1 protein-coding gene is annotated in these 14,394 nt (G+C 70.7%); it reads right to left on the reverse strand.

What is annotated here, in order from left to right:
• Window positions 1-29: 29 nt before the first annotated feature.
• Window positions 30-14,393: an SDR family NAD(P)-dependent oxidoreductase gene (locus BLU84_RS26560; RefSeq protein WP_139175007.1), complete on the reverse strand. Its 14,364-nt coding sequence runs from the start codon at window positions 14,391-14,393 to the stop codon at window positions 30-32.
• Window position 14,394 lies beyond the last annotated feature (1 nt).

The raw sequence follows: 14,394 nt of genomic DNA on the forward strand, positions 1-14,394 counted from the left end.
GTGGTGTGCGTGCGCAACCGCGGCCCGGTTCAGACCAGGGCACGCAACAGCTTCACGGCGTCGTCGGTGTCTAGCGCTTCGTCTTCGAGCCGGCCGAGGATGGCGTCGATGGAATCGGTGCCCGCGCTCGCTGGCCTCGCCGCGGCGGTGCTTGCGGCTACAGCGGTGCGGCTGCCGTCGCTTTCGAACGCCGAGTCGATCCAATAGCGCTCCTTAGCGAACGGATAGACCGGCAGGCGCATGCGCCGCGGCAAGTCGCCGCGCCACAAGCCCGTCCAATCCACCACCGCGCCCTGCGCCCAGGCCTGCAGCGTCGCGCCGGCCTCGGACGCTTCGACGCGAGCCGGTTGGCCGCGACGGGCGCGACCGCGCCAGCAACCTTCGGTGGCGCCGTCGCGCAGCCACTCGCGCAGGCGTGCGATCAGCTGCTGCGGGCTCGCGGCGAGAATGCCGAGCCGCTCCTCCATCGCCTCGCGTCCGCTCTGCAGGGTGTGCGCAGCGGCGCGCAGGTCGAAGCCGTCGCCGCGGGCCTCGACGAAGGCGAGCAGATCGCGCGCCTTGTGCAGCAACTGCTCCTCGCTGCGCGCCGACAGCGGCAGCGCCAGCGGCTCCTGCACCGGCCGCGGCGCGACGGCCTGCGCCACGTGTTCCTGCAGCACCAGGTGCGCGTTGGTGCCGCTGTGGCCGAACGAATTCAGCGCAGCCATGCGCGGCGCGCCGTCGAAGCCGCGCCAGTCGATGGCCTGGGTGTTAATGTAGAACGGCGAGCCGTCGAGTTCGATCAGCGGATTGAGCTCGCGGAAGTTCAGCAGCCCCGGCAGGCGGCCGTGGCGCATCGACAGCAGCACCTTGATCACGCCGATCACGCCGGCCGCCGCGGCAGCGTGGCCGACATGCGACTTGGCGCTGCCCAGCGCGCACCAGCCGGCGCGGCCGCCGCTGTCGCGGCCGAACGCGCGCACCAGCGCATTGGTCTCGACCGGATCGCCGAGGCGGGTGCCGGTGCCGTGGGCTTCGACATAGCCGATCTGACCGGCATCGATGCCGAAACGGCGGTACGTGTCGAGGATCAGCCGCTCCTGCGCGGCGCCGTTGGGCGCGGTGATGCCGTTGCTGGCGCCGTCCTGGTTCATGCCCGAGGCGCGCACGGTGGCGTAGATCGGGTCGCCGTCGGCGAGCGCGCGGTCCAGGCGCTTGAGCACCAGCATGCCCACGCCTTCGGAGATGATGGTGCCGTCGCCGGCGCGGTCGAAGGTGAAGCAGCGGCCGCTCGGCGACAGCATCTCGATCTCGTCCAGCCGCAGCAGCACCTTGCGGTTCATGCAGGCGTTGACGCCGCCGGCCAAGACCAGATCGCACTCGCCGTTGCGCAGGCTCTCGCAGGCCAGGTGGATCGCCACCGCCGAGGACGAGCAGCCGGTGTTGACGACGAATGCCGGGCCGTTGAAGTCCAGCGCGTAGGACAGGCGCGAGGCGATGATCGCATCCGACAACCCGGTGAAGCTGTCGCCGATGTAGCCGGCCGGTTCGGCACCGATGTAGATGCCGGTGCGGCTACCGGCCAGCGATTTGGGATCGTAGCCGGCGTCTTCCAGCGCCTTCCAGCTTTCCTGCATGACCAGGCGCTGGTGCGGATTCATCGACTCGGCCTCTTTGGGCGAGATATTGAAGAACAGCGGGTCGAAGCAGTCGCGCTCGGCCAGCACGCCGCCCCACTTGCAGCGGGTCTTGCCGCGGCGCTTGTCGGCGCTGAAATCCTCCGCGCGCAGATAGGCCGGCGGCAGTTCCTCGACGCCGTCGACGCCGCCGATCAGGTTGGCCCAGAACGTGTCGGCATCGCCGGCTTTAGGGAACTGGCCGGACAGGCCGATGATCGCGATAGGCATGTCGGCGGCCGGCGTGTCGGTGGACGACGCCGCAACGGGCGCTGCGACGACCGCAGACGGCGGCGCCACGACAGCGACCGATGTTTCGCTCGCGCTTGCTTCATTCGTCGCCTCGGCCTGCTGCGCCGTCGCCAGCGCAGCCTCGAGCTTGCCCGCATGCGCCTGCAACAGATGCGCGGCGAGGCGCTGGATCGAGGAGAACTCGAACACCACTGCGGTGTTGAGCGCGGTGCCGAAGCGCTGGTTGACCCGCTCGATGAAGGCCACGCCGAGGATGGAATCTATGCCGTAATCGGAGAAGGCGATATCGATTGCGACTTCGGCCGCGTCCATTTTCAGCGTGTGCGACAGGCATTCGACGATGCCATCGCGCACTGCAGTGGCGGGATCGCGCGGCGGCGAAGCCGTCCGCATCGTTGCCCGCGTCGGCGCCGCGGCGGCCACGGCCACCGACTGCGCCGGCGCCTCGGCCGCGCTCCAGACCCGGCGCACCGCGCCATCGCTGCGCGCAATCACGACCTGGTTTCCCAGCGCCTGCGCCTGCGGCGCCGGTAGTGCGACCTGGTCGAAACCTTCCTGTTCCAGCACTCGTTGCCAGGTCTCCGGCGCTAGCCCAGGACAGCCGGGCACACGCAGCTCGGCGTCGCGGAACAGCCACCAGCCATCGAGCAGACCGAAGCTGAGGTGGGTGGACAGCGATTTGTCGCTCATCTCGCTGACGATCAGTCGGCCGCCGGCGCGCAGCGCGGTCTTCGCGTGCCGCAAGGTGCGGCGGATGTCGCCGGTGGCGTGCAGCGCATTGGTGGCGATGACCAGATCGTAATCGAAGGCCGCGATGCCCTGCGCTTCCACCGGCTGCTCGATATCCAGACGCTGGCAGACGATGTAGGGATGCTCAGGCAGGTAGTTGCGCTGCGCGTGCAGGAAGAATGCCTTGGACAGGTCGGTGTAGCAATAGCGTTCCACCGCCTCGCGCAGCGGCCGCAGGCGTTCGAACACACGCTTGGAGGTGCCGCCGGTGCCGGCACCGATCTCCAGCAGGCGCAGGCGGAACGAAGGATCGCGCTCGCGACGGCGGCGCACGTAGGCGGCCACCGCCTCGGCGACCAGATCGTTGAAGGTGTCGGCGGTGGCGTTGTCGCGATAGAGCCCGGCGACCTTGTCCATCGAACCGTTCGGAAACAGCACGTCCGTGGCAAGCAGGCCACCGCGCAGTATCTCGGGCAGGCGCCGCAGGCATTCGTCGCTGAGCTCGGCCAGGGCGCGGCTTTGCGGATCGGCCAGATAGCCCGGCAGGCGCTCGCGCCACTGCGCCCACAGCGCGTCGGCGTCCAGCGGCGGGGACGGCAGCAGCGCGCCGTCGGCGTCCAACTCGGCCAGGTTGTGCGCGGCCAGCAGCTCCAGGCTGGCGCGCAGCCACGGCAGGTACTTGTCCTGGATCGCGCAGCGCCGCTGCAACTGCTCCGCGCTGTGCGCGGCCTCGGCCAGGGCTGGGCCTGCCATGCGCTCCAGCTGCGCCCGCAGCAGCCGCGCGAACCACGGCTCCAGCCCGCGCTCGGCGTGGGCGGCGACGGTCGCAGCGATCGCGCCGGCGTCGATCGCCAACGCGGCCTCATCCAGCGCCACTTCGCGCGCGGCCTGCGGCGCGTCAAGGCGCAGGTACTGGCTGGCGTCGCAGCGCATCAGCGCTTCCACCTCGGGCGAGGCGCGCATGCACAAGGCCTGATCGACGCGGCCGCGCTGCAGTTCGGCGATAAAGCGCTCGAAGCAGTCGAAGCCCTCGGCGTCGCCGAGCGCGTCGAGGCTGCGGGTGGAGACGCGCTCGAGCTTGCCAATGCGCTCGTCCACCGCGGCCTGCCAGAAGCCCCAGTTGAGGATGCCGACCGGGAAGCCGCATTCGCCGCGCACCGCGCGCACGAACGCATCGGCGTGGCCGATGCCGCTGGCGTAGGCGCTCAGCCGCGCCGCGCCGGAGAAGGCGTAGGCCTGGCCGGAGGAGAAGTAGCAGACGAAGTCCAGCGCCTCGCCGCGTACCGCGCGATGGAACGCGCGCACGCCCTGCGTCTTGACCGCGACGATGCGCGCGAACGCGTCTTCGTCGATGGCCTCGGCCGCGTCGTCGGCGCCGAACTCCATGCCGGAGAACACCGCGCCATCGATGCGCCCACATTCGCGCTGGATCCGCGCCAGCGCCGCGCGCAGCGCGGCCTCGTCGAGCGCGTCGGCCTGGACATAACTCAGCGCGGCGCCGAACTGATCGAACGCGGCACGGATGCGCGGCGCGTCGGCCGGGCTGCGGCCGATCCACACCACCTGGGCGCGATACCGACCAATCAGCTCGCGGGTGACGATGCGCCCGACGATGCCGCTGCCGCCGACGATCAGATAGACGCCGCCGTGCTTGAACGCAGCGCGCGCATCGCTTGCCGGCACGGCATCGCCCCAGTCCAGGCGCAGGAAGCCCTGGCGGTAGCGCTTGCCGGCCTGCAGGCGGATCAGTTCGCCGCGGTCGGAGGCCGGTTCGGCGAGGATTGCGGCGAGTGCGGCCGCACGCGTGGCGGGCGCGCCGGTGAGATCGTCGGACGACAAGTCGAGGTTGCGCACCCGCCAGCGATGCTGGCCCTGTGCCAGCGCATGCGCCAGCCCGGACGCACCGGCGCCCCAGCTGCGGCCCGCGTCGCCATGCGGCGGATGGTTGTCGAGGGTGAGCACGTACGCATCCAGCGAATCGCCGAGCTTGGCCTCGCTCCGCAGCGTCTGGCTCAACCGCAGCAGCGCGCGCTCATTGCGGCGCTGGCAGGTTTCGGCGTCGTCGTCGCTGTGCGCGGCGCGTTCGCTGGCGGCGAGGAAATACAGCGCATCGACTCGCGGCAGGTCGGCGAGCACGCGGGCGAAGCCCTGCGCGTCGTCGAGGCCGCACTGCCAATGTTCGGCGTCCAGCTGTGCGGTCTCGGCGCCGAAGCTGAGCAGGCGCACGCGTTCGGCGCCGTTGCGGCGATGGTGCTCGATCAGGTCGCGTTCCAGGCCGTGGCAAGCGTCGCTAAGCACGATCAGCACATTGGCCGCGGCGATAGCCGGCGCGGCCGAAGCAGCAGGCAATTCTTCCCATTGGCGCACGTAGCTCAGCGAATCGCGCGCCGGATGCGTCGCGGGCGGCGCAGCAACGGCCGGTGCGATGGCGGTTGCGGGACTGACGACGACCGGTGCGGCCACGGCTTCGGACTCCAGCCAATAGCGCTGGCGCGCGAACGGATACTCCGGCAGCTCGATCCGGCGCGGACGTTGCTCGCCGTACAGCGCATTCCAGTCGAGCTCCAGGCCCTTGCACCACAGCTCCAGCAGCTTGGACAGGCGGCCCTGCTCCAGCCATTTGCCGATCAACGTGGCGCGCAGATCGGCGTCCTGGCTGATCAGCTGCAAACCTTCGCGATGACGGCGGACCTGGGCCTGGAACAGGCCCGGGACATCGTCACGACCATCGAGGAAGGCCTCCAGCTTGGCGGCCAGCGCGTCGATCGAACCGGCCATGATCCCGAGCCGTTCGCCCATCGCCTCGCGCCCGGTCTGCAAGGTGTAGGCGATCTCCAACAGGTCCGGCGCCGGCGCGTCACTGCGACGCAGGAACCCAAGCAGATCGCGCGCGCGTTGGCGCAATTGTTCTTCGGTGCGAGCCGACAGCACCAGCGGATACTCGCCGCGCTCATCGAGCGCACGCGCTGGTGCGGCCGCACCAGCGACGTATTCAGACAGGACCAGATGCGCGTTGGTGCCGCTGAAACCGAACGAGCTGACCGCGCCGCGGCGCGGCGCCTCCGCCGCCGTGTCCCACTCGCGCAGGCGCTCGCTGACAAAGAACGGACTGCCATCCAGGCGGATGTGCTCGTTGCGCTGACGGAAGTTCGCGCTCGGCGGCAACTGCCGGTGGCGCAGCGCCAACGCCAGCTTGATCGCGCCTGCCGCGCCGGCCGCGGTCAGGCAGTGGCCGATATTGCTCTTGACCGAGCCCAGCGCGCAGTAACCGGCGCGCTGGGTGAACGGCGCGAACGCGGCCTTGAGCGCGGCCACTTCGATCGGATCGCCGAGCTTGGTGCCGGTGCCGTGCGCTTCGATCAGGCCGATGCTGCCGGGGTCGATGCCGAAACGACGGTACACCGATTGCAGCAGACGGGTCTGCGCGTCCTCGTTGGGCGCGGTGATGCCGTTGCTGCGGCCGTCCTGGTTGACGCCCCAGCCTTCGATCACCGCGTCGATGCGGTCGCCGTCGCGCTGCGCATCCTCCAGGCGCTTGAGCAGCAGCACGCCCACGCCTTCGCCGGGGACGAAACCGTTGGCGCGCTGGTCGAAACTGTAGCAACGCCCATCGGCCGAGAGCATGCCGGCCTGCGAGGTCATGATGTGCATCGACGGCCCGCCCATCACGTACACGCCGCCGGCCAGGGCCAGCTCGCTGTGGCCGGCGTTGAGGCTGTCGCAGGCGCTGGCGATGGCCACCAGCGACGACGAGCAAGCGGTGTCGACCGACAGGCACGGGCCGCGCAGATTGAGGAAATAGGCGATGCGCGCGGCCAGGATCGAAGTGGCCGCACCAGTAAAGCCTTGCGCGCTCAGGCGCTGGGCCTGCGATTGCTGGTGATAGTCGCTGGGACCGCAGCCGACGAACACGCCGCAATCGCGGCCGGCCAGGGTCTGCGGGTCGACGCCGGCGTTCTCCAGACTCTGCCAGCAGGCCTGCAGAAACAGGCGCTGCTGCGGATCCATGCTCTCGGCTTCGGTCGGCGAGATGTTGAAGAACAGCGGATCGAAGCGGTCGAAGTCGTCCAGCGCGCCGAGCCACTTGGCGTAGCTGTAGCCCGGCGTGGCCGCGCCGGGGCGGTAATGCGCGCCCAGGCTCCAGCGTTGCGCGCCGACTTCGCCGATGCAGTCGCGGCCTTCGGCGAGGTTGCGCCAGAACTGGGTGAGGTCGCGCGCCTGCGGGAACTGGCCCGCCATGCCGATCACTGCGATCGGGCGGGTCATCGGGTTCGCTGCGGGCGCCTTCGCGATTGCGGGGGCGACGGCGCTGCGGACGACGGCGCCGGTGCGGCGCCAGCTGACCAGTGCGTTGGACTTCGCGAACGCAGTGGCATCGCTACGCTGTGCAGCAACGGCCGCAGCAGGCGCGGCCATCGGCACCGTCGATACGGCCGGCGCGGCCAGCGTGCCAGCGCGCAAGGCCTCGGCCAGCACGTAGCGGCCGATGCCGGCCAGGGTCGGATGGCTGTAGACCTTGGTCGCTTCGATCTCGATGCCGTAGCGTTCGTTGATCTTGCGCACCCAGGTGACGCCGGTGATCGAATCCAGGCCCAGGTCGATGAAGGGCGTGGTTTCGCCGATCTCCTCGGCGTGCAGGTGCAGCTCGCGCGCAAGCAGGTCGCGCAGGCGTTCGATCACCTGCGCCAGCAAGGCGCCCTCGCCTTCGCCGCCTGCGGAGGCGGGCACAGCCGGCGCAACGGCCGCCGCAGCGGCCGGCGCGACGACCGACGCGGACACGGCAGCGCCTGCGCCGATGCCGGCGATCTCGGCGACGTGACCGGCGAGCGCGCGCAAGGTCGGCAGGCTGTAGACCTTGGTCGCCTCGATCTCGACGCCGTAGTGGGCGTTGATCTTGCGGATAAAGGTGACGCCGGTGATCGAGTCCAGGCCGAGATCGATGAACGGCGTGGTGTCGTCGATCTCCTGCGGTTGCAGGAACAGCTCCTGCGCCAACAACTGGCGCAGCCGTTCGACGACGGCGCCGATGTCGGTCGCCGCAACCTGCGCCGCGGCCGGTGCGGAAGCGGTCACTACGGCGGGCGGGGTTTGAGGCGCGGCCGCGCCGAACTTGCTTTCGATCAGGCCGAGCGTGCGCGCGTCGCCGACGAAGGTTGCCGCGTGCATGTCCAGCTCGCGCTGATAGACCGCTGCGCGTGCCGCGCGCAAGGCGCGGTTGGCGGCGCGCTTGACCGCGATCAAGCGCTCGCGCGGTTGCGCGGCCAGACGTTGCGCCAGCGCCAGCGCTTGGGCGACGGTGTCGCGCCGCGGCGCCACCGGCAGCGCCAGGCCGCGTTCGCGCAGTTCGCTGCCGGCGATTTCGCCGGCGCCGAGCAGGGTTTCGCGCGCCAGATCGTGGCCGATGCGCGCGGGGAACACCAGGGTCGAACCCGCGCCCGGGGTGAAGCCGTAGCCCATGTACGGGCTCAGGTAGCGGCTTTCCTCGCTGAGCACGGTGAGGTCGGCGAACATCGCGAACGCCCAGCCGCCGCCGATGGCGTGGCCCTGGACCGCGGCTACCACCGGCAGCGCGCACTCCAACGCCGCCTGGAACACGGTCTCGTCGGTGAAGCGGGCCTGGCCTTCCTGGATCGCCAGCAAGGTGTCGCGGGTGCCGCCGGTGGCGAAGTAGCTGTCGTAGCCGCACAGCACCACAGCGCGCGCTGAAGCGTCGGCGCCGATCGCGGCGACGGCGCGCTTGAGGCCGTCGACCAGCGCAGCCGAAAACATGTTGCGGGCCTCGCGGTCGTGCAGTTCGATCACGGCCACGCCGTCGGCGTGCAGGCGCGCGCTCAGCGCGGGCATGCTCAACGGCAGCGTGGGCGTCTCGCCCTGGGGCTTGCTCGGCTCGCCCGCCTCTTCGGTATCGCCTTCGGCATGCGCGCGCAACTCGGTCAAGCCGCGCAGCGTTGCGGCCGGCCAGCGGCTCCAGCGTTGCGCCAGTTCCAGCGCGAACGCGCGCGGATCCTCGGCGCAGGCCAGCGCCGGCTGGCGCTCGGCCAGGGTCGCGCCGGTCCAGGCCTCGCCGCTCAGACACAGTTCGCGGCCCGCCTGCGCGCCGAGCAAGCGCGGCGCGCGCTCGGCGACGGCATCGAGCAGGCTGTGGGCGAGCGTGCCGCAACCGTAGCGGCGCGCCGGCGCGAACACTGCACTGTCGCAATGCAGCGCCAGCCACCACGGCGCACCCTCGCCTTCGCCGTCGAGCGCGTACACGGTCGGGGCCGGGTAGTCGCGCAGCAGCGCGGCGATGCGCGCCCAGGTCTGTTCGTCGCCGCCGGCCTCGGCCTGCAGCGAACCGGTCAGCACCAACGCGCACGGCGTCTGGGTTGCGGCGTGGACCAGTTCGGCCTCGAGCGCGGCGTGCAGCGTCGCGGCGTCGGCAGCGTCCAATTGCAGGGTGCGCGGCGCGGCGGGCGGTTCAGACGCGGGCGCTGCGCTGCCGATCGCGGCCAGTGCGCCGGCGAAGTCGCGGCCGAGATGGCGCTTGAGCAGGCCGAGCGCCGGCTGACGGCCGCGTGCGAGGCGTTGCGCCAGTTCCAGCGTGCTGGTCGCGACTTCGTCCGAAGCGACCATGCGCGCGGCCAAGCCGTACGCCTTGAACTCCGCGCCGCGCAGCGTCGCCCCGCGGTACAGCAGTGCCTGCGCCAGCGCCGCGCCGAGTCGGGCCTGGAAGAAACGCGCTTCGGACGGCTGCGGAAAGATGTCCGCATCGGTTTGGGCATAGGCGTAGACCGCCTGTTCGCCGCCGACCATGAAATCGCAGGCCGCGGCCAGCAACAGTCCCGCGCCGGTCGCGCCGTCGCGCGGCATGGCGATTACGGGTGCGGCGCACTCTGCCAACGCAGTAAACACGCCGTGCTGGGCTAGCGCCCGCACGGCCGCATTGCCGCCGTGCCAGGCCGAACCCGCCGGCGTCTGCAGCAGCACGGCGCCCGCATCGGGTTCAGCGACGACTCGGCGCAACGCTTGCGTCAGCGCGGCAGCGGCGGCGCCAATATCGCCGTCTTGCAGTTCGATGCGGAACACGCCTTCGCCGAGCGCAAACAGGCGCACTCGCGCGGCGGCGACTGGGGCCGCCGTAACGGATGCAGCCGCCGCACCGGGTGCGGCCAATTCGATGCGCGCCTTGGTTCGCGGCGCGTCGGTCGCGACCGGCGCGCTGGCGAGCAGGATGATTCCAGTGGGCTTTTCCAGCGCTGCGGGCGCAGTAGCGACGGTCGTCTGAAGCGGCGATTCGGGCAGCAGTTCGGGCAGCAAAATCTCGCGTGGCTCGTCGGCGAGCATCGCGGCCGCAGGCAGCTTCTGTGGCACGGACGGCGTGTCGATAGTCGGCGCAGCTCGCGTCGGTGCAACGGACTCGGCGAGCGGCGCGAACGCGCACTCCAGGCCGAGGCAGCGCAGCGCGAGACGGCCTTCGGCGTCGCACAGGTCGAGATCGAAACGGCCCTCGCCGTCGCGCCGAAGCGACACGAATGCGAGCGGGCCACGGGCACGCCCGACGCGCAACGCACGCAGACGCAATGGCTGCGGCGCACCGCCGCCGATTCGCTGCAACGCCGTTTCCAGGGCCGCGGCAACTCGCGGCCCCAACAAGGTTCCATCGGCGTCGTGCGCCTGCAGTTCCAGCAGGCAACGGCCCTCGCCTTCGTGCCAGCGCGCGATGCCCTCGCCCGCCGCCTGCGGGTTCTCGCTCAAGCCGGCGCGCAGCGCGGCCGGATCGAGCGCATCGGTCACCGCCTCGACGCGGTGCGCCTGCGCCTGCGCATGCACGCGCTCGTCGTCGCCGTGGCGCTCGCTGTAGATCTCCACATCCACGCGCTGCGCATCGTGCGGCAGCAGCACCGTATGCAGGCGCCGCTCCGGACCGGCGGCCAGCGCTTCGCCCCAGGCGAACCCGCGCAGTTCCCAGTCCGCATCCGGCGCAGCCAGCGCCAGCGCTGCGCGCGCCATTTCCAGCGCCATCAACGTCGGAACCGCCGGCTCGCCATCGTCGCCGGCGCGCAACCAGGGCTCGCCAGCGAAACGCGAGCTGTAAGCGTGACGCTGCAGGTCGGAGGTATTGGCGTGCAGCAAGGGATGCAGCAACGTCGGTGCCGCGGACGGCGCAGCGGCGACCGGATCGTTCCAATAGCGTTCGCGCGCGAACGGGTAAGCCGGCAGGCTCAGCAGACGCGGCGTATCCGTGCTCGCGAACAGCGTCCAGTCGGCATCCAGGCCCTTGACCCACCATGACGCTAACGCAGCGAGATCGCGCTGCTGCGCCCATTCGCGCTGGCGCGCGGGCGCCTGTGCTTCGAAACCGGCTAACTGCTCGCGGTGCGCACGCACCTGCCCGCTGTAGACACCGGCAGCGTCGCGGCCATCGAGCCAAGCCTGCAACCGCTCGCGCAGTTGCGCTGCCGAGCCGGCCAGGATCGCCAGCCGCTCTTCCATCGCCTCGCGCCCGCTTCGCAGGGTATGCGCGAGCGCGGCCAGATCGACGCCGTCGCCGGCCTGCTCCAGCCACGCCGACAGCGCCTGCGCACGTTCGCGCAGTTGCGCCGGCGTGCGCGCGGACAACGGTGCGAGCACGTCGCCGGGCATTTGCGCCGGTGCTGCGGGCGCGATGTATTCCTCGATCAGCAGATGCGCGTTGGACCCGCCGGCGCCGAACGAGGACACCCCGGCGACGCGCGGGGCGGCGTATCCGTCGACCTGCGGCGCGGGCCAGTCGCGCAAGCTCTGGTTGACCACAAACGGCGTGCTGGCGAAATCGATATGCGGATTGAGCCGGGCCGAATGCAGCGACGGCACGATCTGCTTGTGGCGCAGCTGCAGCAGCACCTTGGTCACGCCGGCGACGCCGGCCGCGGATTCGCAATGGCCGATATTGGACTTGGCCGAGCCGATCAGGCAGTAGCCGGTGTCGCGTTCGTGCGCCGGCTTGTCGGCGTGGAACGCGCGGGTCAACGCAGCGATCTCGATCGGATCGCCGAGCTTGGTGCCGGTGCCGTGCGCTTCGATGTAACCGACCCGGCGCGGATCCACCCCGCCCTCGGCCAGCGCGCGGGCGATCGCGTCGGCCTGGGCCTGCGGATTGGGCACGGTGTAGCCGTTGGTCTTGCCGCCGTGATTGAGCGCACTGGCACGCACCAGGCCGTAGATGTGGTTGCCGTCGCGCTGCGCGTCGGACAGGCGCTTGAGCACGACCACGCCGACGCCTTCGCCCGGAATATAGCCGTCGCCGCCTTCGCCGAAGCTCTGGCAATGGCCGTCGCTGGACAGGAACTGGCCGCCGCTGAGCATGCGGTACTTGTTCGGGTGGATGCTCAGGTTGACGCCGCCGGCGATGGCGGCGCGGGTGCGGCCCAGGCGCAGATCCTGGCAGGCCAGATGGATCGCGGTCAGCGAGGACGAGCACATGGTGTCCAGGGTCAGGCTGGGCCCATGCAGATTGAGGAACCACGACACCCGGTTGGCGATGCTGGCCAGACTGCCGGAGAGGTTGTATTCGCCGTACATCACGCCGGCGTAAACGCCGACTTGTCCCGGTTGCCCGGACTGACCCGATGCCGGCGCCATCTGCAGGCTGGCGCGGGTGTAACCGGCGTCTTCGACCGCCATCCAGGCGTGCTGCAGGAACAATCGCTCCTGCGGATCGATCGATGCGGCTTCGCGCGGGGCGATGTTGAAGAAGCGCGGATCGAACTCGTCGGCACCTTCGATGAATCCGCCCCACTTGCTGCGGTGGGCGCCGTCGCGGGCGGGATCGTCGCTGTAGTGCTCGCGCCAGTTCCAGCGCGAGGCCGGGACTTCTTCGATGCAGTCGCGGCCGTCGCGCAGGTTGCGCCAGAACGCATCGAGATCGCGCGACTGCGGATAGCGGCCGCTGAGGCCGACGATGGCGATGGGTTCGTTGACCGGTGCAGGCGTGGCGGCCGCTTGCGCCGTACCGGCCGGCAACGGCAGGAAACGGCGGCGCTGGCGGCGCGAGAGCATCGTCGGCGCGGCCGGGGTAGCCGATGCAGCGATGGCGGCCGGCGCCGCGGATACGGCCCCAGCGGGCGCGAACATCGCGCGCAGCGTGGCCGCGTGGGCGCGCAGGAAATAGCCGCTGAGCTCGTCCAGGCTCAGGTATTCGAAGAACAAGGTCTTGGCGAGCGTGCCGAAGCTGGCTTCCAGGCGCGCGGTCAGGCTCATCGCCAGGATCGAGTCGATCCCGTATTTCTCCAGCGGCGCGCGCGCCTCGATGCGCTCGGCCGGCAGCTTGAGCACGGCAGCGAATTCGGCGCGCAGGAATTCGCGGGTGCGGCGTTCCAACTCGGCATCGTCTACGGCAGCGGCGTGCGGCAGTACAGGCACGGCGTGGGACGACGTCGCCACGGTCGGCGCCGCCGACTGCAAGGCCGCTCGCAACGCCGTCTCGTCGCCCGAAAGCACCAGCGCTTGTGCCGGTCCTGCAGTCAACAGGCGCGCGAACGCGCGCATCGCGTCGGCGGTGGCGAGCGACCCCAGCCCGGTGCGGCGGCGCAGCGCGGCCATGCTGGCGGCGTCGGTGCCCATGCCGCCATCGCGCCAGTGCGGCCAGGCGATGCTGAGGCTGCGGCCGTGGCGCTCGCCGGCCATCGCCAGCACGGCGCGGCGTTCGGCGTAAGCATCGAGAAAACCGTTGGCGGCTGCATAACCGCTCTGGCCGAGGTTTCCGGCCCAGCCCGCGATCGACGAACACAGGCAAAAGAAATCCAGATCCACGGCGCGGGTGGCGCTATCCAGCGCGACTGCGCCGGCGACTTTCGGCGCCAAGGTTTCGTCCAGCCGCTGCGCGCTGAGCTTGAGCGCGAAATCGTCGCGCAGCACGCCGGCCGCGTGGACGATGCCGCGCAGGCGGCTGCCGTCGGCCTGGATCTGCGCGACTAGACGCTCGCAGACGGCTTCGTCGGCGATGTCGGCCTGCAGATAATCGACGCGGGCGCCGCCCTCGCGCAGCTGCGCCAGCGCGCGTTCGCCGGCGGCATCAGGCTGCGAACGGCCGCACAGGACGATGCGCGCGGCCGGGCAATGCGACAGGATCTCGCGCGCGAACAAACGGCCGAGGCCGCCGAGGCCGCCGCTGATGAGATAGGTGCCGTCGTGCTTGAACACGCTATCGGCATGAGGCGCAGGCGCCGGATCGAGCACGCCCCAGCGCCGCACCCAGCGCTGGCCGCCGGCATGGCGCAGCAGCGGTTCCGGCGCGGCCTCGCGTTCGCTGCGCAGGATCGCTTCCAGCGCGGCGGCGTCGCTGTCCGCGGGCAACATCAGTACCTGGCCGATCAGGTTCGGATTCTCCAGGCCGACGCTGGCGAACAAGCCGCCCAGCCCGGTCGCCGTCGCCGCGTCGGCGCTGTCGGCCACGACCAACTGCACCCGCGTGCGCAGCATCGGCTTGCGCTGCAGCAGCGACTGCACCGCTTGCAGGCACCCACGTGCGAGCTGCGCGTAAGCCGCTCCCGCATCGCCTTGATCGCTACCCGCGCCGAGATCGATCCATTGCGTCCGCGGCCAACCCGCGCGCAGCGCCGCGACGATGGCCTGCGGCCAGCCGTACAGCAGCACCGCATGCTCATCCGCCGACGCCGATGCCGCGCGTACAGGCTGCGCAGTCCACACCGGTGCGGCCAGCAGCACGCAGTCGTGCGCGGCGGCGGTCGTCTCGCCCTTACCTGCTTCGGTCGCAGTTCCCATCCGTTCTTGGCTCATG

Source organism: Lysobacter enzymogenes (assembly GCF_900106525.1).
GTDB lineage: Bacteria > Pseudomonadota > Gammaproteobacteria > Xanthomonadales > Xanthomonadaceae > Lysobacter > Lysobacter enzymogenes.

Coding starts and splice junctions, on each gene's coding strand:
- BLU84_RS26560 (WP_139175007.1), bottom strand. CDS start 14,393: ATGAGCCAAGAACGGATGGGAACTGCGACCGAAGCAGGTAAGGGCGAG.